This window comes from Niallia sp. Marseille-Q9988 (assembly GCF_976954375.1).
In genome coordinates, this window is the sequence record NZ_CDRJSZ010000014.1 from 32,323 (window position 1) to 54,655 (window position 22,333).

Below are 22,333 nucleotides of genomic sequence, written 5' to 3' on the forward strand. Positions count from 1 at the left end.
TTCTAAAAGGTTATGGATTTTAACAACATAGAAAACGCAGAGTGGATTGGAGCGAAAGGCACTTGACTCCTGCGGGACATAGAGGAAAGGTCGAGACCCCACAGCCGGAACGGCGAGGAGGCTCGACTTCCTCCCCGCGGAAAGCAAGTGCCTGTAGCGGAAAGGAACGGTCTATTGATCCCAAAAAATTTTACGAAAACAGCCTGACTATAAATAGAGTAAGTATAGAAAGCGTTAACAATAGAGATAGCAAACACACTGAAAAAGAGAGAAATTCCGACGATAAAAAATTTCTCCCACAAATACTTGACTCAAACCATTTGACGAACCATCTTGCACTTCCCCTATAAAAAATTTATACTTATAAAGTTACACAGTAAATGAAAAGGAAGTGTTGTCGTTGTCTCAAACATCAGCGCAACAGGTGCCTGTAAAATTACAAGTTACAACACATATATATAATGGGAAAAATAAAGAAAGTATTGAGTGGATTGGGTTTGGTCGATACTTAGAAAAAGATACTAATAAGTATATAAAATATGAAGAAATCATAGAAGAAGGCACCATAAAAACAATTATTAAAGTTACCGAAAAGGAAGGTTTAATCCTTCGAAGCGGGGCAGTGAAAATGCGCCTGCCTTTTCTGATTAATAAACAAAAAATTGGCAGCTACGAAAGTCCGTACGGTGTCTTTCAAATAGTAACAGATACAAAGAGGCTTGCGTTAGAAGTAGAAGAGCAAGCAACAACAGGATCATTAGATATTTTATATGATTTAAAAATGCAAGGCAGCAATAATGGAACCTATCATATGACAATTTCGTTTAAGGAGGAGACAGAGTAAGAATGAATATTGTAGATCAAATAAAGGACAATTTGAAAGAAGAAATTAAACAAAGTGTGATAAAAGCCGGCTTAGCAACAGAAGAACAAATTCCAGAGGTAATATTGGAATTACCAAAAGAAAAAGCACATGGTGATTATTCTACGAATATGGCGATGCAATTAGCAAGAGTGGCTAAAAAGGCACCAAGAATGATTGCAGAGGCTATTATTGAGAACTTTGATCAAACAAAAGCTTCTATTAAAAAAGTAGAAATTGCAGGACCTGGTTTTATCAATTTTTATATGGATAACAGTTACCTAACAGATTTAATCCCAACTATTCTTCAAGCTGGAGAGCAGTATGGACAGACTACTGTCGGAAATAAAGAAAAAGTACAAGTGGAGTTTGTTTCTGCAAATCCAACTGGAGATCTTCATTTAGGACATGCTCGCGGGGCAGCAGTAGGAGATTCTCTTTCTAATATTTTAGATAAAGCGGGTTATGATGTATCAAGAGAATACTATATTAATGATGCTGGTAACCAAATTAACAACCTAGCATTATCTGTAGAAGCACGCTATTTCCAAGCGTTAGGTATAGAAAAAGACATGCCGGAAGATGGCTATCATGGTGCAGACATAATTGGAATCGGAAAAAAACTAGCAGAGGAATTTGGCGATAAGTATGTAAATGTTTCAGAACAGGAACGTTTTGACTTTTTCCGTGATTATGGTCTGAAGTATGAAATGGCTAAATTAAAGCAGGATTTAGAAGATTTCCGTGTGAAGTTCGATGTATGGTTCTCTGAAACTTCTCTTTATCAAAATGGAAAAATCGATGTAGCGCTAAACGCATTAAAAGAAAATGGTTATATTTTTGAACAAGATGGAGCTACTTGGTTACGTTCAACTGATTTTGGTGATGACAAAGACCGAGTACTTATCAAAAATGATGGTTCTTATACGTATCTATTACCAGATATTGCTTATCACAAGGATAAGCTAGAAAGAGGATTTGAAAAGCTTATTAATGTTTGGGGAGCAGACCATCACGGCTATATTCCACGTATGAGAGCAGCTATTCAAGCATTAGGCTATAACAAAGAAGCCTTAGAAGTGGAAATTATTCAGCTTGTTCATCTTTACAAAGACGGCGAAAAAATGAAGATGAGTAAACGTACTGGAAAAGCTGTTACGATGAGAGATTTAGTAGAAGAAGTAGGCCTAGATGCAACTCGTTACTTCTTTGCTATGAGAAGTGCTGACACGCATTTAGATTTTGATTTAGATCTTGCTGTGTCACAATCCAATGAAAACCCAGTTTACTATGCACAATATGCACATGCACGTATTTCAAGTATCCTTAGACAAGGAAAGGAACAAGGAATCGAGCTTGCTGATGAACTAAATGTAGCGTTAATCACTGCAGAAAAAGAATTTGACTTATTGAAAAAACTAGGAGAATTCCCACAAGCAGTAGGAGAAGCGGCATTAAAGAGAATGCCACACCGTATTACAAATTACATTTACGATTTAGCATCCACTTTCCACAGCTTCTATAACGCGGAGAAAGTATTAGACGCTGACAATCTAGAAAGAACAAAAGCACGCTTAGCATTAATCCAAGCAACACAAATAACATTAAGAAACGCCCTTGCCCTAATCGGCGTATCCGCACCAGAAAAAATGTAATGAGACTGGGACAAAAGTGTTCCAGGCATAGATACACCCGAACAACCACAATTGCATATGGTTGTTCGGGTGTTTATTAGTTTTATAAAAGGCTGTTTCAGTACAGTTAGTGTTAATATCCGCAGCCTGAATACACTTCGCTTTCCATGGGGCGAGCGCCAAGCCGCTTCGTCGCTACGCTCCTGCAGGGTCTCGGACTTTCTCGCAGCTCCCATAGGAGTCTACGTGTATTCAGGCTGCTCCATTTTTCTTACTAATTTATTTTTTCTTGGCAAAAAATAAGTTTTTGGGAAATTTCCTTTAAAAACGTAATGGAACGAAATTAGTTTTTAGACTTGACTATATTTAAAGACATAGATTACCAATATAGGAAAGGAACCTTTATTTAAGATCTAAATTAGAGATTGTTCGTTTTTACCGATTAATTATTTGCTTATGTCCCAACCTCATCCTTATTCAAGTGAAAATACCCCTTAATTAATAACCCATTTATCCTTCATAAACAGCATTCTTCCAATCAAAAACGCAATAATGATAAACAATAAATTAGATCCCAACGTAATCAGGATATGCTGATAGATAATCTCACCGAATATTAATTCCTTTAAAATACTGAATACATTAATAACAGGTATAGCAAAATGATTAAAGGTTAGTTCATTTAAACCCGTAGTAGATAAAAACATCATTGGAAAAACAGTCAGCATCAGTATTGGCGTACTGTAGCTCTGAGCTTCTTTAATTGATTTACCAATAATGCTAGTAATCATAAGTAAGGAAGCAATAAGCATCGAGTAAAGAACGGTTATCAAGATAGCAAATACAATAATTAAGGCGAAGTTATCATGAATAGGTACAGCGTTTTTTAAGTTTTCCGTAAAAAAAGCTATCTCCAGAACAACAACAAGTAAGGTAATCAAGCCAGTCAATACTCCGATTGTAGAAATTGTTAACCATTTAGAAATTACTAAAGTAGAGCGTTTTACTGGAGTCATTAATAATGCTTCCATCGTTTTTTTCTCTTTTTCCCCAGCAAAAAGATCTGCTGCAGCTGGAGAAGAACCGACTCCTACAGCCAATGATAGGATCAGTGGGATAAGCATCGCTACTAAATTAATGGTTGGATTCTCTGCTGAAAGCTCTTGCTGTACGATGGAAAATGGTTGAATAACTGAATCTTCTACCCCTAATTTACTTAATCGGTCGGATACCACTGTCTTTTCGTATTCGTTTAAAGCGTTCATAACAATAGAAAGCAAGGCAGAAGAGTTTTCACTAAAGGAATCTCCTATAAGGACTATATTAGTGTTTTCCCCTTGGAGTACCTTTTCTCCAAAATTATTCTCTAAGAGGATTGCTGCTTGTGCATCGCCATCCTTTACTATTGTTTCCGGATCGTCGGAAACAAGTAATTCAATATTTGTGTGAGCTGCTAAATCTGCTTTCATTTCTTCATTTATCGCAGAAGAAATCGCTAGTTGGTAGCTTTCTCCTTCACTGCTAGATACTAGTTTCTCATAAAAAAGAGTTAAGCCAGTCATCATAATAATAGGCAGGAATACGGTTAATAATAATGTTCGTCTATCACGAAATGAATCCTTTAGTTCCTTCAGATATAATTTAAATAACATATTGGTCTCCTCCTCTAACTAGTTTGCTCATAAAGATATAGTTTAGGTCCTTGCTTCCTTCTGCTTTATATAAATCGTCAAGCTTTCCATGATGGACAAGCTCTCCTTTATGAAACATTGCAACACTATCGCATAGCATGGAAACCTCTTCCATAATGTGACTGGAAAACACAATTGTTTTTCCTTCTTTCTTCAATTGATGGACAAGCTGGCGGAATACATTAGAAGAGGTAATATCTAATCCTGTTGTTGGTTCATCAAAAAGAATAATCTCCGGATTGTGAATAATCGTTCGAGCAATCGCCACTTTCTGACGCATCCCTTTGGAAAAACCACCAACCTTGCGATCTAAATAATCTTTCATTCCGAACATTCGCGAAAGCTCATCAATTCTTACCTTTGTTTCATGCTTCCCTAAACCGTATAGATTTGCGAAGTATTCCAAATTCTCTCTAGCAGTTAATCGCTCATAAAGACCTGTTTCTCCACCAAATAGAACACCAATTTTTTGTTTAATTTCCTTTGGATTTTTCGTCGTATCAAAATTATCCACGATAATGGTTCCTTCAGTTGGTTGAAGGAGGGTGGCGATGGATCGTAATAGAGTCGTTTTACCGGCACCATTTTCTCCAAGTAAAGCAATGGTTTCCCCATTTTTTATGGAAAATGACACATGCTTAAGTGCGGTAATGGAAGTTTTTTTATCTTGAAATTTTTTCGTTACTTTTTGAATAGTAATCATGTATTTTTCACCTCATATTGATTTCGTTACATTTATCATATAGGGTGAACAATTCATTTTCTGCCATCCTGTCATGAAAGTGCCGTATCATGTCGTGAAAAGGGAAGGTTTTTCTTTTTTGAACATTTTAGTCTATCAAAAAAGCTATAAACCATCGTTGTGTATATAAATCATGGTAAAATAAAAGGGGAAAAGGGCAATTTCTGCCAATTGAGATTTCTCAGGCATTGGGAAGGGAGAAAGAAAAGTTGAGAGTTGGTTTAGTGGATGATCGTGTTATGGATTTGGATAAATTAATAGGGATTGTTTCCAGTATTCCTGAAATGGAAATCATCTTTTCCACTGTTTCTGCGGAGGAAGCCTATGCAGAGATAAAAAAGGAAAGCATTGATTTATTAATTGCGGATATTGAAATGCCTGGTTTATCAGGGTATGAATTAGCGGACATTATTCATTCTCATGCTTTAAATATTTTGGTCATTTTTGTAACTGGAACTAGTGGATATGCAGTGCATGCATTTGAGCTGAATGTCCATGATTATATAATGAAGCCTTATAATAAAGACCGTCTAACCCAGTCAATACATCGGGCAATTGAAAAGACAAAGTCTACGGAGATTGCAGGAAGACTTTACATTAAACAAAAGAGTGAAATCCACATTATACAAAAGAAGGATATTGTGTTTATTGAAAGGTCGGGAAGATCGACAACTATTTACACAAAATCAGAAACAATAAAAACATATCAGACACTAAATGAGTTAGAAGGAGAGCTGAGGGAAAGAGACTTCATTCGCTCACACCGTTCTTTTATAATCAATATACACTATGTTAAAAATTTCTCTCTTTATGCAAAGAACTCCTATGCCGTAGCATTTGAGGGGCTAGAGGAAAAGGCGATAATCACCAAGGAGAAGGTGGATTTTCTCCAAGCTAATTATTTCTAAGGGGTAATTATGATTAATAATAAACATTTCTATTGGCTAATAATTGCAGTTTATAGTACTATCCATAGCAAAATAATAATGGAGCATATGGGATTTGCTGTGCCATCTTATCTGTTATTTCTCCTTTTTGCTGCAATATGCTTTGTTTTTTCGGTGTATTCACCAATAAATGGTAATGCTAGTCCTTCCAAAATAGAGGCGCTTCTCTGGTTTATCCAGTCATTGATTCTAATTTTACATATACAAGTTGTATTTACATCCTGGAGTATACTTTTTTTCCTTTTGTTTTTATTAATAGAAGTGGCGCGTTTTATGGTAGGTTGGAAAATGATTCATCTTAAACAAGAAAAGGAATCCTATGAGGACGAAATAAAACAATATAATGAGCTTTTTCAAGTAATCCGTAGTGAACGGCATGATTTCCTCAAGCATATCTCAGCCGTGCATTTTATGTTGGAAGAGGAAGGTTCATCAAACGCTAAAGCCTACTTAGATGAGCTTGTTGAAGGGTATGAAGAAACAAATCTATCGATAAAAGGGGAGAATGGGGCAGTAGCCTCGATATTACATAGAGTTTATAAGCAGGCGATACTGGATAATCTCGAATTGAAATACGACTTTGATGTACCTTTATCAACATTACCAATGAAAGAAAAGGATATTGTAAGCTTAGTAGGTAATTTGTTGTTTAATAGCCTAGAGGCAAGTCAGGAATGGGGAAAGAAGCATAACAAAAAGCCGCATATCACCATACGTTTATCAAAACGAAGCGGTCTGTACTTACTTACATGTAAAAATAACTGTTTGCCTATTCCTGCCGCTATTCTAGATTCCATGTTTAAGAAATTTGGACAATCAACGAAGGCAGGAAAGGAAAGAGGGTATGGAACGAAAATCATTCAAACTATCGCAAGCAAGTACCATGGCTATCTGGATTACACCTATAAGGATGAAACATTCACGGTGAAACTAAAAATCCCTGCCATAAAAACCAGCAAAGATGATTAAGGAATCCTCGGATATTTCGAACTAATTTTTCGAATAATAAAGGCATCTACTTTGAAGGGGAGATGCTTGTGAAATTAGTGATATTAGCTTTAGTAACTGGATTTCTAACTGGATTCATTTTTGGTCTTTTGAAACTTCCAATTCCAGCCCCAGGCGCATTTTCGGGTATTGTAGGTATTTTTGGAATATATGCTGGTTACCGTGCGTTTGAATGGATTAGTGTCTTATTTCAAAGATAAGATATCTCAGCTTCCTCTTAAGTAATACTCTAGAGGAAGCATAGGAGCATTTGAGGAAGGTCCCTGTCTGTCAAGGTCCGAATCGTTTAACTTAACTAATCAGTGGGAGACCTCTCCCACTGATTAAAGCTTATAAAAATGGAGCAAAAAGACGGGAAAGCCATTCTTTTAGTGTACTCCATGCAGTTATTTTTTTCAAATCCAAAAGAGATAACTTCTTAGCTTGCTGTAAATCCATCGTTGTTATTTTATTCATTCTTTCAATAAACACAGGGTCATAAATACAGCAGTTTAGCTCGTGGTTCAAAAAGATACTGCGTCTATCAAAATTGGACGAACCAATAATAATAATTTCATCATCGACATTTATTAATTTTCCATGGAAGAACCCATTCGTATATTGAAAAACGCTTGCCTCATTCTTTAATAGTTTACGCAAATAGGGAAAAGCGGCCTCCTTAACAAGCATGTGATCGGCTTTGTTTGGGATAAGGATAGTAAGGCTAACGTTTCTATGTAATGCCCTTAATAATTCCACTGTTATTCGCTGGCTAGGAATGAAGTAAGGGGTAGCAATGAAAAGACTCTTTTTGCTGTTTTTAATCAGATTACATATTATTTCTTCTAAATAAACTCCTTGAGTAGGTATTATTTGATGTCTAGTTTCCCCGTGTTTCTGTTTTGGAAAATATACTCGGTTTTGCAGTAAATTAATTTTAGAGGATTTTAACCAATCAATTAAAAATTCTCGCTGTAAATCATCGACCCCTTCTCCAATCAATTGAAGATGATAGTCACGCCAAGGGCTTAATTTGAAGTTGGCATGAATATAATCTTTTCCGATGTTAAACCCACCCATAAAACCAACTTTGCCATCAATGATAGCGATTTTTCGGTGGTTTCTTACTTGTAAAGAATAAAAGAGATAAGGAAATGTTGGAAGTTGGCAAAAAGCAAATTGAACACCAGCTTGCTTTAAATTTTCTCTGATTTTTTTTCTGATTTTTATACTACCTAACCAATCTAAAATTAGGCGTACTTCCACCCCTTCATTTGCTTTTGCTTTTAAAAGATCTAGAAACTCATTGGAAATGCTGTCTGTTTTAATGGTGTAGAAAAGGATATGGATATGATTGTTCGCCTCTTTAATTGCTTGAAACAGGGCTGGGAAAAGTTCTGTTCCATCTGCATAGATGTGAAAGTCTGTATATCTAAAGGGATGATTTTTCCGTTCTATTTGTTTTTGCTGTGCTCTCTTTCCTAACTGAAAATCAATATAGAGAAGGAAAATAAGTATTGCAATACTGCTTATGATAATCAAGAATGTCTTCATTTATAATTCCCTCCTTAAAAGGATAGTATTGCCGATATCCTATTCCTTTCATACCTTTCCTCTTCCATGTCGATTTTTAAGGGGAATCATTCATATTTTGGAAAATAGCAAATAAATAAAAAAGAAACTTGCGTGTCGCTTCATACAGTCGTTATTCTAAAAGGAGAATAATCTATTATTTTTAGTTAGGGTGGATTAACAGTGCGGAAAATATTGATTTTAATTGGAATACTCCTATATTTAGTTTTGTTTTATATCTTATATAAGCATCAATTAGGTTCTATCGGCTTTTTTCTTTTATCCCTTCTTTTTTTTAAACTCGCTAAAAATAAGCAAGCCAAGCAAAAAAATAATCATAAAAGAGCAGGAAAACTTCTATTTCAAAGAAAAGTTAAATAAACCTTAACTAGAACTAGCATATTCACCTAAAATTTGTTTATAATGGAGAATATGTATTTTTACTATATTAGTTAAGATTGGTCTCATAAGATCAACAAGATGTATAAAAATAATAAACTCCCGAAACGTGAAACTTCCACCTGAATTTTGGTCCAAGCTTTCAGGACGGGGATAAGAGTAGATAAGAAAGGAAGTGCGAAAGAATGAGTGTTGACAAATACACAAAAGAAGAACTAAAAGAAATGGCGCTAATTGATGTAGCATATGAAATTATGAATGGTGGCAAAACACCTTACGCGTTTAATGAACTAATGAATGAAGTAGCGAAATTAGTAGAGTTAACGGAAGAAGAAGTCAATGAAAAAATTGCACAATTCTATACAGATGTTAATATCGATGGTCGCTTTTTATCATTAGGAGACAATCGTTGGGGACTTCGTTTATGGTACCCTGTAGATAAATCAGAAGAAGATGTTGTAACAGTAACAAAACCGAAGAAGAAAAAAGCGAAAAAAGCTGCGGATGATGACTTCGACGATTTTGATAGCATAGATGAAGAAGATGATTTTGATGACTTCGATGCAGATCTGGATGATGAAGAGCTTCTAGATGAAGATGACGATTTAGATGAAGACGAAGACGATGATTTATTAGATGATGACTTATCGGAAAGTGAAGATTTTGATGAAGAAATCGAAGAAGATTATGATGAATTAGATGAAGAAGATGAAGAAGACGAAGACGACGAATTTGATGAAGACGAGGATGAGGATAAATAATTCCCCCTAGTCTTGACATTTACAGTCGTTGCTAGTAAAATCTTTTTTGGGCTCCTTAAAAGAGGAACGAACTTAAATTCGCTAAATACAGCGCTCCCTTACTTGTAGAAAGTAAGTGGAGCGCTTTTTATTTTTTAGTAATGCTGTTTTCTAAAAGATTGTTGTTTTTTCAATAGGAAAAATAAAAAATTTAGAAATATTAAAGCAGCTTAGATATACGTAAACGCCATGAGATAGCAGGCAAAAGTATAAGTTTGCTAAGGAAAGCGTAGCGTATTCGGGCTGCGAGTAATTGCGACAAACTTTACGGAAAACAACCTTTAGTAAAGAAGCAAACAGCAATCGTTTCATACCCCTCAAAAAAATTAGTTAATTCGTCTTAAATAAAGAGGAATTGGAGCAAACTTAAATCAAGGGGGATCATATAATGACAAAATATATTTTTGTAACAGGTGGAGTAGTTTCTTCACTAGGAAAAGGGATTACAGCAGCTTCTCTTGGTCGCTTGCTGAAAAACCGTGGAGTAAGTGTAACCATTCAAAAGTTTGACCCGTATATCAACGTGGACCCAGGTACAATGAGTCCTTATCAGCATGGAGAAGTATTTGTAACAGATGATGGCGCGGAAACGGATTTAGACTTAGGTCACTATGAGCGTTTTATTGATATCAATTTAACAAAATATAACAATGTTACAACAGGGAAAATCTATTCTACTGTATTAAGAAAAGAGCGTAGAGGAGATTATCTTGGCGGAACTGTTCAAGTAATTCCACATATCACAAATGAAATTAAAGAGCGTGTATATAGAGCTGGTCGTGAAACGAATGCAGATGTTGTTATTACAGAAATTGGTGGAACAGTTGGAGATATCGAATCATTACCGTTCTTAGAAGCGATTCGCCAAATTAAAAGTGATATCGGTCGCGATAATGTTATGTATATTCACTGTACATTGGTGCCATACATCAAAGCTGCAGGAGAAATGAAAACAAAACCAACACAACACAGCGTTAAAGAACTGCGTAGTTTGGGGATTCAACCGAATGTTATTGTAGTAAGAACAGAAAAACCTATTTCAGAAGATATGAAAGACAAAATTGCTTTATTCTGTGATATAGACAATAAATCAGTTATTGAGTGCCGTGATGCGGATACACTTTATACGATTCCTTTGGCATTACAAGAGCAAAACCTAGATCAAATTGTATGTGAGCATTTAAAACTTAAGTGCCAAGAAGCAGATATGACAGAATGGATCGAATTAGTTGATCGCGTGCGTAATCTTTCTAAAACAACAAAGATTGCCCTTGTTGGTAAATATGTAGAGCTGCAAGATGCTTATATTTCTGTAGTAGAAGCATTAAAGCATGCAGGTTATGCATTCGATGCGGATATCGATATCGATTGGATTAATGCTGAGCAAGTAACAAAAGAAAATGTGCAAGAATTGCTACAGGACGCAGATGGAATTCTTGTACCTGGTGGATTCGGAGATCGAGGGATTGAAGGGAAGATTTTAGCAACACAATATGCACGTGAACAAAAAGTTCCTTTCTTTGGAATTTGTTTAGGAATGCAGGTTGCGTCTATTGAATTTGCTCGTAATGTTTTAGGTTGGGATGATGCACACTCTTCTGAAATTAACGAAAAGACTACACATCCAGTTATCGACCTTTTACCTGAACAGAAGGATGTAGAGGATTTAGGTGGAACACTTCGCTTAGGATTATATCCATGTAAGCTAAAAGAAGAAACAAGAGCATATGAAGCATATCAAGACGAAGTAATTTACGAGAGACATCGTCATCGTTATGAATTTAATAATCAATATCGTCAAGAGATGGAAAATGCAGGATTTATTTTCTCAGGAACTAGCCCTGATGGCCGTTTAGTAGAAATTGTAGAACTAAAGGATCATCCTTGGTTTGTTGCTTCACAATTCCATCCAGAATTTATTTCTAGACCAACTCGCCCACAACCACTTTTCCGAGAGTTTGTTGGTGCGTCTATTCGCTTAGCGGAAAAATAATAAATTAAATGAATGAAAAAGAGGTTATTCTAGTAAGTGAATAACCTCTTTTTGTGAGTTTTTGTAACATATAATGTTATCTTTCTTCCTATTTATATGTCGTATTCCTTTAAAATTTCATCAGTTGTAAATTTAATGCCGTGATAAATAAAAAGGGCAGCAATCAAGGAAGGATAGCCGTATCGATTTCCTACATCATCAGGCAATAAGCCTTTAGAAAGTTTTAAATCGATTGGGACATCTGCAAAGTCCACTAATGATTCAATTTCCGTATTTGTAATGGAACAAACAGAAATAAAAGAAACTTGAGCATCGTATAAGTTCTTAGCAAAAGTGTTTATCTCTTCCTCCTCATTTGTACGGGAGAAAAGAATGAAACGGTCGTTAGAAGTTATCGTTTCAAGGGAAGCGTTTGTCCATTCCTCTGCATTTGGCATTGGCTCCATTCCTTTAGTAGCTTCTGCTATTACGCCAGCCATTTCCTTTGTTGCATAGAAATAAACTTTTCCGTCACTTACGATAGCTTGTGCTAATAATCTTGAACTGTCTTCGATTGCTTCTTCTTCTTTTTCATGCAATCTTTTAAATAGTCCACTTAATTGAGTGGAAAACATTTTAAGCACGTGGAAAAACCTCCATTGTTATAAAAATTAACAGTAAATCACATTATATAGTAGTTAATTATAATTAAATATATGAAAAAGGTAAAATTTAAGGGAATTAGCAGGAAAAGTTGACCAAATAGTAGAAAGATAACTATGATAAAAACGTGAGCATACATAAAATATCTAGACTTAGAAGGGAAGGTTTAATGATGAAAGGAAAAATACTAATTGTTGATGATCAATTCGGTATAAGAATCCTTTTGAATGAAGTTTTTCAAAAGGAAGGATATAAGACGTTTCAAGCTGCAAATGGAAATCAAGCGTTAGAAATAGTAACAAGTGAATTTCCAGACTTAGTGTTGTTAGATATGAAAATTCCTGGGATGGATGGAATTGAAATATTAAAACGCATGAAGAAGCTTAACCAGGATATTCGTGTTATCATCATGACAGCTTATGGTGAACTAGATATGATTCAGGAAGCAAAAGATCTAGGAGCACTTACTCATTTTGCAAAACCTTTTGATATTGACGATCTCAGAGATGCTGTTAAAAAATATATTAATGTGTAATCTTTCAAAAAATACATATATAATTAAGCGTTTGTTACATATCCCCAAAAAAGAAATGCCAGTAGGAATATAATGATTTTTTGAAAAGTAATCTGTGATATTTTATACAAAGAAAGAAAACCACCAATCGGAAGTTGGGATTAGTGGTTTTTCTATTGATTACTTTAAATGGTAAAGATTCCTTTAGTTTAATGCAAGTGTTTGTCAAAAGACAAAATGAAATTGTGACAAAATAGAAAAAAAAGCTCGAACGATAGCATTTCTTGTTTTATTTTGGTATGATTACAATTGAGTTTAAAAGGAATGATTCGTTTTCGTTTACATGAGGTATTATATACATATTCAACTTTCCTTTGGGAAATTTAATAAAGATTCTCTTGTAACAAAGAACGATCATTAAATAAGGAGGAAGAAATATGCCTTTAGTTTCAATGAAAGACATGTTAAACAAAGCAAAAGCAGAAGGCTATGCTGTTGGACAATTTAACTTAAATAATCTTGAGTTTACTCAAGCAATTCTTCAAGCTGCAGAAGAAGAGAAATCTCCAGTAATTCTTGGGGTTTCTGAAGGTGCAGCACGCTATATGGCTGGTTTCAAAACAGTTGTGAAAATGGTTGAAGGTTTAATCGAAGACTATAATATCACTGTTCCTGTTGCTATTCATTTAGATCACGGTTCAAGCTTCGAAAAATGTAAAGAAGCAATTGATGCTGGTTTTACATCTGTAATGATCGATGCTTCTCACCATTCATTTGATGAGAACGTGGAAATCACTTCTAAAGTAGTAGAATATGCACATGCTAAAGGTGTTTCTGTTGAAGCAGAACTTGGTACTGTTGGTGGACAAGAAGATGACGTTGTAGCTGAAGGCGTAATTTATGCTGATGCTAACGAATGTGTGGAACTTGTTAAACGTACTGGTATCGACACTCTAGCTCCTGCTTTAGGATCTGTTCACGGTCCTTACAAAGGTGAGCCAAACTTAGGTTTCAAAGAAATGGAAGAAATTGGTAACTTAACTGGTTTGCCATTAGTATTACACGGTGGTACTGGTATCCCAACAAAAGATATCACAAAAGCAATTTCTTTAGGAACTGCTAAAATCAACGTTAATACTGAAAACCAAATTGCTTCTGCAAAAGCAGTTCGCGAAACTCTTGCTGCTAAACCAGAAGAGTACGATCCACGTAAATATTTAGGACCAGCTCGCGATGCGATTAAAGCAACAGTAATCGGCAAAATCAAAGAATTCGGTTCTTCAAATAGAGCTTAATTTTAAAAAAATGAAAGAGGATATCTTTTTAAGAGATATCCTCTTTTTCTATGCCTTATTTTTTCAGGGACAGTATGAAACCCACTGAATAAGTAGATTATCTAATATTATTTGCATTTGTTTTGAAAAGAAATGCAAATCTGTCATTTTTTAAAACTTCTTTTCAAACAGTTTCTTACTGATTGAAGTCTTAGTTTATAGGTAATACTAAAAATGTTTGTACTTAATCATTGAATAAGAACAAAAAGTTCATACATATATACTTTTCCATTAAGTCTTAATATTTGGTATAATAAGTAACAGTAATTCAAACAAGATTCTACATCCAAGCCTCATCTTGATTAACTTATAGCAGAACTTGTACTTTTGCATTGGCTTAGAAGGGAGCTAGAAATGGAAAAACTTATGATTGCAGGTGGATCTCCATTAAAAGGAACAGTTAGGGTTAGTGGTGCAAAAAATAGTGCCGTTGCACTCATTCCAGCAACCATATTAGCTGAATCTCCAGTAACAATTGAGGGATTGCCTGACATTTCAGATGTTCAAATATTGAAAGAAATTATGGAAGAGCTTGGTGGAACGGTATCTATATCAGATTCTGATATAACAATAGATCCCTCTTCTATGATTTCTATGCCTATGCCGAATGGGAAGGTAAAAAAATTGCGTGCTTCTTATTATTTAATGGGAGCAATGTTAGGGCGATTTAAAAAGGCAGTTATTGGATTGCCTGGAGGATGTCATCTTGGACCAAGACCAATAGACCAGCATATTAAAGGGTTTGAAGCACTTGGTGCACAGATTACAAATGAACAGGGGGCCATTTATCTTCGGGCAGATGAGTTAAGAGGAGCAAGAATTTATTTAGATGTAGTAAGTGTCGGTGCAACAATCAATATTATGCTTGCGGCTGTACGAGCCAAAGGGAAAACCATCATTGAAAATGCAGCAAAAGAACCGGAAATCATTGATGTAGCAACGCTCTTAACCAATATGGGTGCTAAAATAAAAGGTGCAGGTACGGATGTCATTCGTATAGAAGGGGTAGATCATTTACATGGCTGTCGCCACACAATTATTCCTGACCGCATTGAAGCAGGCACTTATATTATTATTGGAGCTGCAGTTGGAGATGGAGTCCTTGTCGATAACGTAATCCCACAACATTTAGAGTCTCTGATTGCGAAATTGAGAGAGATGGGAGTTTCAATCGAATCAAGTGATGAACAAGTGTTTGTGAGCTCGAACAATTCGCTGAAACCAGTCGACATTAAAACGCTTGTATACCCAGGTTTTCCAACAGATTTACAACAGCCATTTACGTCTTTATTAACAAAGACAAATGGTACAAGTATGGTTACAGACACAATCTATGGTGCTAGATTTAAACATATAGATGAACTACGTCGTATGAATGCAGCGATAAAAGTGGAGGGGCGTTCTGCGATTATAAATGGACCTGTTCACTTGCAAGGTGCAAAAGTAAAAGCAAGTGATTTACGTGCCGGAGCGTCCTTGGTTATAGCAGGGCTTATGGCTGATGGAGTAACGGAAATAACAGGACTAGAGCATATAGATAGAGGATATAGTCATATAGTAGAAAAGCTTACTGGTTTAGGAGCAACAATCTGGCGTGAAAAAATGACGGAAGAAGAATATGAACAAATAAATAATGGATAATGCATGTTGATTATTTATTTGAAAAGGATTATCTGTTCTTGAGCAAAAAGAAAAGTGGGGGATGATGCTCCCCCTGTCATAAGTAGAAATTAACCTCCTAAGCCCTTTTCATAAAGCATACGGGGAAGGTAACAGGAGACCCCTCTTTGCCCAAAGAATAATGCGGAACAAGAAGAGAATTTTACCTGGAATAGGTATAATTAATCCATACATTCCGATACTTATAAAAAAGTATACTTGCACAATAAAGGATGTCGGGACCATCCTTTTCATTTGCGTTGACGAAAGAATCGATATTCTCAAAAAACGAGAATATTCACTAAGCATCCTCACCTACCTTCCTTTTCGAGCGATCCTAAAAAAAGAAGGATCATAAGAGTCTTCATCCATATTTTGCTTCCGCTGATGAGTAAACAAGGAGATAGTAAAAAAATTCTTGTTGCACATTTTTCCTAGATGGAGGTAAAATAGAGAGTGCTTTTGATAGATTTCTCGAAAGAAGCATTAGAAACATGAAGGATAAAATAAAAACTCCTCTTAAGATAAATTTTTATTCGTACAATGGCTTATTCTTCTTTATTAATAAACTACTTATGAAGTGAGCCTTAAAAAAACGGAAGTGTACGATTTATCGATAGTTGGAGAAGAAGTAGGAATCTTCTTTTCCATCCTTCACATTAATTATTTCTCGCATCAAAATTTCTCTTCACAAAAAGCGTTCGCCTCAAACAGAAGATTAGCCTTCCCACATTTCGATAAAAAATGGTCGGGATAACTGAAAATACAAAAGAGTGGTGTAAAAATGGGATTAAATATATCTAGTTTAGAAAATATGAAATTAAAAGAGTTGTATGAGTTAGCTCGAGAATACAAAGTTGCCTACTATAGCAAGTTGACAAAAAAGGAACTGATTTTCTCGATCCTGAAGGCAAGAGCAGAGCAAGAGGGCTATTTTTTCATGGAAGGTGTTCTTGAGATTATTCAGTCAGAAGGGTTTGGCTTCTTAAGACCGATTAATTATTCTCCAAGCTCACAGGATATTTATATATCTGCATCTCAAATTAGAAGATTTGATTTAAGAAATGGGGATAAAGTTTCTGGAAAAGTTCGTCCACCAAAAGAAAACGAAAGATATTTCGGTTTACTACAGGTAGAAGCGGTAAATGGAGATGATCCGGAGACAGCGAAAGAAAGAGTTCATTTTCCAGCTCTAACTCCTCTGTACCCAAATCGACAAATACATTTAGAAACAACACAGCGAAATGTTTCTACTAGAATTATGGATGTATTAGCACCTGTTGGTTTTGGACAACGTGGGTTAATTGTGGCTCCTCCAAAAGCTGGTAAAACAATGTTGATTAAGGAAATAGCAAATAGTATTACGAATAATCATCCGGAAGCAGAATTAATAGTCTTACTAATTGATGAAAGACCAGAAGAAGTTACCGATATTGAAAGATCAGTAAGTGGAGATGTTGTAAGCTCTACTTTTGATGAGGTTCCAGAAAACCATATTAAAGTTGCTGAATTGGTTCTAGAAAGAGCGATGCGTCTTGTGGAGCATAAGCGTGATGTTATTATTTTGATGGATAGTATTACAAGATTAGCCCGCGCTTATAACCTGGTTATTCCTCCAAGTGGAAGAACATTATCAGGGGGGATCGATCCTGGTGCGTTCCATCGCCCAAAACGATTCTTCGGTGCAGCTCGTAATATAGAAGAAGGAGGTTCCTTAACCATATTGGCAACAGCGTTAGTCGATACTGGTTCACGTATGGATGATGTTATTTATGAAGAGTTTAAAGGTACTGGTAATATGGAACTTCATTTAGACCGCGCACTAGCAGAAAGAAGAATATTCCCAGCTATTGATATTAGACGCTCTGGAACACGTAAAGAAGAACTATTGATTCCGAAAGAACATTTAGACAAGCTATGGGCTATTCGTAAATCAATGTCTGATTCACCAGACTTTGCTGAAAAGTTCCTAAGAAAATTAAGACAAACAAAAAGCAATGAAGACTTCTTTGCCATCCTAGGAGAACAAATGAAAGCTGGCACTGCTAAGCGATCGTAAGCCCTGAAGGATACAAGTGGAGGAAATGCTTTAAGTAGTTTTCAATATTTGGTAATTAATGCATTGTTAATAGTGTTGCAAAACAAGAATGTCCTTGATATAATATACTCAATGTGTTTTTGAAATTACAGTGCTTCTGGCATTGTTTTATAACTCTGTTTCGAAAGTTGCAGGGCGGAAGGAGATGAAAAGAAATGAAAGCAGGAATTCATCCAACTTATAACGAAATTACGGTGAAATGTGCTTGTGGTAACGAGTTCACAACTGGTTCAGTTAAAAAAGAAATCAAAGTTGAAACTTGTTCTGAGTGCCATCCGTTCTATACTGGACGTCAAAAATTTGCTGAAGCTGGCGGACGTGTTGATCGCTTCAACAAAAAATACGGCCTTAAGTAATATGGAATATCAAGAACAGGCAAGAAGTTACTTTCTCCTTGCCTGTTTTTTATTTTGACTTATAGTAGGATATTTAATAATGAAAGTAATTATTATCGCTTTTATTCTTAAGTATCTTAATGCATTTATTGATTAGTTATCTATTGGAGATGCTGTTAAAAATGAAGTTTGAGTCGAATATATTATTTCAATCAGCCTTAATAGCTGTTAAAGTAGGTAAGAGAGAATGTTGGATGTATATATTCACACCCTGACGATTGAAATAGAAAAAGTAGAATAGAGTAAGAAAAGAGAGAAGTTGTTTATATTAGGAAGGAGCGGTTTCATGTATGTAATGAAACATCATGGATGGGTTGAAGTTATTTGTGGAAGTATGTTTTCAGGAAAATCAGAAGAACTCATCCGTCGTGTAAGAAGGGCGAAATTTGCTAAGCAGAAGTTTATCGTGTTTAAACCAAGTATTGATAATCGCTATAGTGATGAATCAGTTGTATCACATAATGGAGCAACGACTAATGCGATTCCTATTAGTAAATCAGCCGACATTTTTGAATATGTGACTTCCGATATAGAGATAGTTGCAATAGATGAAGTACAATTTTTTGATGATGAAATTATTGGTGTTATTCAGCATTTGGCAAATAGTGGCCATCGTGTCATTTGTGCAGGTCTGGATCAAGATTTTAGAGGCGAGCCATTCGGAAAAATGCCGGAATTAATGGCAATCGCAGAATTAGTGACAAAGCTTCAAGCTGTTTGTGCAGTCTGCGGATCACCAGCAAGCAGAACACAAAGATTGATTAATGGTTCACCGGCTTGCTACGAAGATCCGGTCATTTTAGTAGGAGCATCTGAGTCTTATGAACCTCGATGCCGCCATCATCATGAAGTGCCTAGAAGTACAGAGAAAGCAAATAAAGATAATACATCAACAGCTTTATAAGAAAAGAGCTCTTGTTAGGAACGGTTTTATCCCTCTTAGCAGGAGCTTTTTTATGTGACAAGGGAGGGAGTTTTGCAGGGGGAAAATGGAAAAGGTGACAGGCCCCCATACCAGCACCATAATCCTGTCCAAGTTAGTATGAAAAACTAAAACCTAAAACTATAACGTTGTACTGTACGGATTTTCCTTTCTATGCTATGATAAAAATATCTTATAAACTAAAAGGGGGTTTTTTCATTGGGAAGGCGTTATTGCGAATTGGCCAAGTGGCGAAATTAAGCGGGTTGTCAACAAGAACGATTGATTATTATACAAGTAACAAATTGCTTCCTGTAACGCGATCTGATTCCAATTATCGCCTTTATTCGGAAGATGTTCTTCATACATTGGAACGAATCAAACTTTTGAAAAAACAACGGATGTCCATTGATGAAATTCGTAAAGTTATTCAATCAAGAGAAGAGGATGAAATAGAGCCAATTATGAATGACGTACAGAATGAAATTGCATGTTTGCATAAAAAGCTGGCATCATTGGAAGAAAGATTGAAAGATGCGCCGCAGGAAGAGAAAAAGAAAGTGTATCATACACTTGAAAAAAAATTATTAGACGTAATGAAATTACTGTCTTTAATGTAACTATTCCTGGAGGTGAATCCCTCAAAAGAGGGAAATAATTGGACATAATAACGATAACAAATTTATTTTTACTGGTACTATTATTAGTACTGACAGCTTTCTTTGTTGGTTCTGAATTTGCTGTAGTTAAAATTCGGATGTCACGAATAGAACAGCTAATTGCAGAAGGAAACAAAAAGGCAATTGTCGCGAAGAAGGTAGCGGGTGATTTAGACTACTATCTATCGGCGTGTCAACTAGGTATTACTGTCACAGCACTGGGCCTTGGTGCCTTAGGGAAACCAGCAATTGAGCAACTATTATATCCAGTATTTAATTTAATGAATGCTTCACCATCTGTCGCATCTGTTGCCTCGTATGCTATTGCTTTTGCATTGGTTACGTTTCTGCATGTTGTAGTTGGAGAAATGGCTCCAAAAACACTTGCCATTCAATTTTCTGAGAAACTAACCTTAATGTTAGCACCGCCATTATATTGGTTTGGAATAGTGATGAAACCATTTATATGGGCATTAAATGGATCTGCACAAGTAGTGCTTCGTTTAATGGGGGTAAAATCTGTTAAGCATGAACAGGCTTATTCGGAAGAAGAATTAAAAATAGTAATGGCACAAAGCTATCAAGGTGGAGAAATTGACCAGACAGAGCTTGCCTATATGGAAAATGTCTTCTCCTTCGATGAAAGGGTAGCAAAGGATATTATGGTTCCAAGAACAGAATTTGTTACGCTAAATAAAGATATGTCATATGACGATATCGTGAAAATCTTGGATGAGCACAATTATACTCGTTATCCAGTAACAGAAGATGGGGATAAGGATCACATCCTAGGTGTTGTTAATGTAAAGAAAATGCTGACACAGATGGCTTGGGGAAGAAATCGCGAATTAACAGAATTTCTCCGTGATCTTCCGGTTGTATTGGAAGTAACAAGCTTGCAGGATGCCCTTCTGAAAATGCAGCAAGAAAGAGTGCATATGCTGTTAGTTATCGATGAATATGGTGGTACGTCTGGTATTCTGGCGATGGAGGATATTTTAGAAGAACTAGTTGGTGAAATCCGTGATGAGTTTGATGCAGATGAAGTAGCGGATATCCGGGAGTCGGGAAATAAGTATTTTATTAACGGCCGTGTATTGCTAGATGAACTGGAAGAACGTTTTGGGATGCCTTTTGAGGAAAGCGAAGAGCTTGATACAATAGCAGGCTGGATTCAATATAAGCTATTGGATACTGCTAAGATTGGAGATCAAGTAGAGCAAGGAGACCGCTTATGGATGGTAACAGACATGGATAACTACCAAATTAAAGAAGTGTGTCTTACTCAAAACGTTGTGAACAACTAGCTAGGATGAAAAAATGCTTTATCTATAATCATGGAGGTGAATCCCTCAAGGCTAGAGGGAAATAATTGGACAGTATTATTCTATTAAATTTGTTTTTAGTAGCAGTATTTATTTTATTGACAGCATTTTTTGTAGGTGCTGAATTTGCGATATTAAAAGTAAGGATGTCAAGACTGGATCAGTTAATTGCAGAAGGCAATAAAAAGGCGGTAGTAGCAAAGAAAGTTGCCCACGAGTTGGATTATTATTTATCTGCCTGTCAGCTGGGAATAACCATTACTGCATTGGTTTTAGGAGCGTTAGGAGAACCGACTGTGGAAAAGATGCTCCATCCTTTGTTTGAAAGGTTTGATGTACCAGGTGCTTTATCAACCGTTCTTTCTTATGCGATAGCTTTATCAGTAGTTTCCTTTTTGCATGTAGTAATTGGAGAACTTGCTCCAAAGACACTAGCAATCCAATATGCTGAAAAAATGACTTTAATGCTAGCTCCTGGATTATATTGGTTTGGAAGAATTACGAAGCCTATTATCCATGCATTAAATGGCTCATCACAAGCAATCCTTGGATGGTTTGGCATAAAACCAATTGGGCATGAAACAGCTCACTCGGAAGAGGAATTAAAGCTTATAGTGAATCAAAGCTATGAAAGTGGCGAAATCAACCAGACTGAATTAGCGTATTTAAAGAATATTTTTGCTTTCGATAATCGAATTTTGAAAGAAATTATGATTCCGCGAGAACAGATTGTGAATGTGGAATTAGAAATGTCTTTTGAAGAGGTTTTGACACTGTTGGATAAACATGAATATACGCGATATCCTGTTACCAAAGATCAAACAAAGCTAGTAGGCTATGTAAATACGAAAGAGATGCTAACAAATGTTGTAGCAGGAAGAGAAACAAAAATGGAAGAGTTTATTCATGAGATGCCTATTTTTCTACAAAGCGCACCTATTAAAACAGCTCTTCTTAAAATGCAGCAGGAAAGAGTGCATATGGGATTAGTAAAGAATGAACGAGGGGTAATTGTTGGTCTTGTCACAATGGAGGATATATTAGAAGAAATTGTTGGCGAGATACGTGATGAGTTTGTTGTAGGGGAAAAATTACTGAATTAATTCGCTTAACCATTTTACTAGTTTAATAGATAAATAATTGTAATAAAAACTCCGA

At 35.8% G+C, this 22,333-nt stretch carries 20 protein-coding genes; 16 read left to right on the top strand and 4 right to left on the bottom strand.

Translation table 11 applies throughout. From position 1 onward, the window contains the following. Positions 1-391: 391 nt before the first annotated feature. Together ACWNMZ_RS21220 and argS are read left to right on the top strand one after the other, a co-directional pair. The gene (locus tag ACWNMZ_RS21220) at positions 392-844 is read left to right on the top strand and encodes a DUF1934 domain-containing protein (RefSeq protein ID WP_449598877.1); all 453 of its coding nucleotides are present in this window, start codon (positions 392-394) and stop codon (positions 842-844) included. Positions 845-846: 2 nt separating this feature from the next. Continuing rightward, complete coding sequence (gene argS, locus ACWNMZ_RS21225; RefSeq protein WP_449598878.1) at positions 847-2,517, top strand: arginine--tRNA ligase; 1,671 nt, start codon at positions 847-849, stop codon at positions 2,515-2,517. A gap of 473 nt (positions 2,518-2,990) precedes the next feature. Here the strand turns inward: argS and ACWNMZ_RS21230 are convergent, their stop codons facing one another. Together ACWNMZ_RS21230 and ACWNMZ_RS21235 are read right to left on the bottom strand one after the other, a co-directional pair. Beyond that, positions 2,991-4,148: an ABC transporter permease gene (locus ACWNMZ_RS21230; RefSeq protein WP_449598879.1), complete on the bottom strand. Its 1,158-nt coding sequence runs from the start codon at positions 4,146-4,148 to the stop codon at positions 2,991-2,993. After that, positions 4,138-4,890 carry an ATP-binding cassette domain-containing protein gene (locus ACWNMZ_RS21235; protein WP_449598880.1) on the bottom strand — a complete coding sequence of 251 codons (753 nt, stop codon included), beginning with the start codon at positions 4,888-4,890 and terminating at the stop codon, positions 4,138-4,140. The genes ACWNMZ_RS21230 and ACWNMZ_RS21235 overlap by 11 nt, the downstream gene beginning before the upstream one ends. Positions 4,891-5,138: 248 nt before the next feature. Between ACWNMZ_RS21235 and ACWNMZ_RS21240 the strand changes: the two genes are divergently transcribed. The 3 genes from ACWNMZ_RS21240 (at position 5,139) to ACWNMZ_RS21250 (ending at position 7,084) form a co-directional block, all read left to right on the top strand. Continuing rightward, positions 5,139-5,837, top strand: a complete 699-nt coding sequence (locus ACWNMZ_RS21240) for a LytR/AlgR family response regulator transcription factor (RefSeq protein ID WP_341194818.1) — start codon at positions 5,139-5,141, stop codon at positions 5,835-5,837. A gap of 9 nt (positions 5,838-5,846) precedes the next feature. After that, positions 5,847-6,845 carry a sensor histidine kinase gene (locus ACWNMZ_RS21245; RefSeq protein ID WP_449598881.1) on the top strand — a complete coding sequence of 333 codons (999 nt, stop codon included), beginning with the start codon at positions 5,847-5,849 and terminating at the stop codon, positions 6,843-6,845. Between the two features lie 62 nt (positions 6,846-6,907). Next, complete coding sequence (locus tag ACWNMZ_RS21250) at positions 6,908-7,084, top strand: XapX domain-containing protein (RefSeq protein ID WP_449598882.1); 177 nt, start codon at positions 6,908-6,910, stop codon at positions 7,082-7,084. A gap of 130 nt (positions 7,085-7,214) precedes the next feature. Here the strand turns inward: ACWNMZ_RS21250 and cls are convergent, their stop codons facing one another. Then, on the bottom strand, positions 7,215-8,417 hold the full coding sequence (gene cls, locus ACWNMZ_RS21255; RefSeq protein ID WP_449598883.1) for a cardiolipin synthase: 1,203 nt from the start codon (positions 8,415-8,417) through the stop codon (positions 7,215-7,217). 602 nt (positions 8,418-9,019) lie between these two features. Here cls and rpoE point away from each other — a divergent pair. Both rpoE and ACWNMZ_RS21265 read left to right on the top strand, forming a co-directional pair. Next, on the top strand, positions 9,020-9,595 hold the full coding sequence (rpoE, locus tag ACWNMZ_RS21260; protein ID WP_449598884.1) for a DNA-directed RNA polymerase subunit delta: 576 nt from the start codon (positions 9,020-9,022) through the stop codon (positions 9,593-9,595). Between the two features lie 427 nt (positions 9,596-10,022). Continuing rightward, positions 10,023-11,627, top strand: coding sequence for a CTP synthase (locus ACWNMZ_RS21265; protein ID WP_341194813.1), 1,605 nt, complete (start codon positions 10,023-10,025; stop codon positions 11,625-11,627). A 92-nt stretch (positions 11,628-11,719) separates the two neighbouring features. On the opposite strand, the gene ACWNMZ_RS21270 is transcribed toward ACWNMZ_RS21265, so the two are convergent. After that, positions 11,720-12,250, bottom strand: coding sequence for a DUF2529 domain-containing protein (locus ACWNMZ_RS21270; RefSeq protein ID WP_449598885.1), 531 nt, complete (start codon positions 12,248-12,250; stop codon positions 11,720-11,722). A 188-nt stretch (positions 12,251-12,438) separates the two neighbouring features. Between ACWNMZ_RS21270 and ACWNMZ_RS21275 the strand changes: the two genes are divergently transcribed. From ACWNMZ_RS21275 to ACWNMZ_RS21315, 9 genes are all read left to right on the top strand, one after another. Beyond that, positions 12,439-12,804, top strand: coding sequence for a response regulator (locus ACWNMZ_RS21275; protein WP_341194811.1), 366 nt, complete (start codon positions 12,439-12,441; stop codon positions 12,802-12,804). 416 nt (positions 12,805-13,220) lie between these two features. Next, positions 13,221-14,078 carry a class II fructose-bisphosphate aldolase gene (locus ACWNMZ_RS21280; protein WP_341194810.1) on the top strand — a complete coding sequence of 286 codons (858 nt, stop codon included), beginning with the start codon at positions 13,221-13,223 and terminating at the stop codon, positions 14,076-14,078. 393 nt (positions 14,079-14,471) lie between these two features. Beyond that, entirely contained in the window at positions 14,472-15,758 is a 1,287-nt protein-coding gene (locus tag ACWNMZ_RS21285; RefSeq protein WP_449598886.1) for a UDP-N-acetylglucosamine 1-carboxyvinyltransferase, read from the top strand. 802 nt (positions 15,759-16,560) lie between these two features. Further along, entirely contained in the window at positions 16,561-17,835 is a 1,275-nt protein-coding gene (gene rho / locus ACWNMZ_RS21290; RefSeq protein WP_031538949.1) for a transcription termination factor Rho, read from the top strand. 194 nt (positions 17,836-18,029) lie between these two features. Next, a complete protein-coding gene (gene rpmE / locus ACWNMZ_RS21295) occupies positions 18,030-18,230 on the top strand; it encodes a 50S ribosomal protein L31 (RefSeq protein ID WP_031538948.1) in 201 nt (66 codons plus the stop codon). A gap of 325 nt (positions 18,231-18,555) precedes the next feature. Beyond that, positions 18,556-19,173, top strand: a complete 618-nt coding sequence (locus tag ACWNMZ_RS21300; RefSeq protein WP_031538947.1) for a thymidine kinase — start codon at positions 18,556-18,558, stop codon at positions 19,171-19,173. 197 nt (positions 19,174-19,370) lie between these two features. Next, a complete protein-coding gene (locus ACWNMZ_RS21305; protein WP_449598887.1) occupies positions 19,371-19,811 on the top strand; it encodes a MerR family transcriptional regulator in 441 nt (146 codons plus the stop codon). Between the two features lie 38 nt (positions 19,812-19,849). Beyond that, the gene (locus ACWNMZ_RS21310; RefSeq protein WP_449598888.1) at positions 19,850-21,157 is read left to right on the top strand and encodes a hemolysin family protein; all 1,308 of its coding nucleotides are present in this window, start codon (positions 19,850-19,852) and stop codon (positions 21,155-21,157) included. Positions 21,158-21,222: 65 nt separating this feature from the next. After that, positions 21,223-22,278 carry a hemolysin family protein gene (locus ACWNMZ_RS21315; protein WP_251629627.1) on the top strand — a complete coding sequence of 352 codons (1,056 nt, stop codon included), beginning with the start codon at positions 21,223-21,225 and terminating at the stop codon, positions 22,276-22,278. Positions 22,279-22,333 lie beyond the last annotated feature (55 nt).

Coding starts and splice junctions, on each gene's coding strand:
- argS (WP_449598878.1), top strand. CDS start 847: ATGAATATTGTAGATCAAATAAAGGACAATTTGAAAGAAGAAATTAAA.
- ACWNMZ_RS21230 (WP_449598879.1), bottom strand. CDS start 4,148: ATGTTATTTAAATTATATCTGAAGGAACTAAAGGATTCATTTCGTGAT.
- ACWNMZ_RS21235 (WP_449598880.1), bottom strand. CDS start 4,890: ATGATTACTATTCAAAAAGTAACGAAAAAATTTCAAGATAAAAAAACT.
- ACWNMZ_RS21245 (WP_449598881.1), top strand. CDS start 5,847: ATGATTAATAATAAACATTTCTATTGGCTAATAATTGCAGTTTATAGT.
- ACWNMZ_RS21250 (WP_449598882.1), top strand. CDS start 6,908: ATGCTTGTGAAATTAGTGATATTAGCTTTAGTAACTGGATTTCTAACT.
- cls (WP_449598883.1), bottom strand. CDS start 8,417: ATGAAGACATTCTTGATTATCATAAGCAGTATTGCAATACTTATTTTC.
- rpoE (WP_449598884.1), top strand. CDS start 9,020: ATGAGTGTTGACAAATACACAAAAGAAGAACTAAAAGAAATGGCGCTA.
- ACWNMZ_RS21265 (WP_341194813.1), top strand. CDS start 10,023: ATGACAAAATATATTTTTGTAACAGGTGGAGTAGTTTCTTCACTAGGA.
- ACWNMZ_RS21275 (WP_341194811.1), top strand. CDS start 12,439: ATGATGAAAGGAAAAATACTAATTGTTGATGATCAATTCGGTATAAGA.
- ACWNMZ_RS21280 (WP_341194810.1), top strand. CDS start 13,221: ATGCCTTTAGTTTCAATGAAAGACATGTTAAACAAAGCAAAAGCAGAA.
- ACWNMZ_RS21285 (WP_449598886.1), top strand. CDS start 14,472: ATGGAAAAACTTATGATTGCAGGTGGATCTCCATTAAAAGGAACAGTT.
- rho (WP_031538949.1), top strand. CDS start 16,561: ATGGGATTAAATATATCTAGTTTAGAAAATATGAAATTAAAAGAGTTG.
- rpmE (WP_031538948.1), top strand. CDS start 18,030: ATGAAAGCAGGAATTCATCCAACTTATAACGAAATTACGGTGAAATGT.
- ACWNMZ_RS21300 (WP_031538947.1), top strand. CDS start 18,556: ATGTATGTAATGAAACATCATGGATGGGTTGAAGTTATTTGTGGAAGT.
- ACWNMZ_RS21305 (WP_449598887.1), top strand. CDS start 19,371: ATGATAAAAATATCTTATAAACTAAAAGGGGGTTTTTTCATTGGGAAG.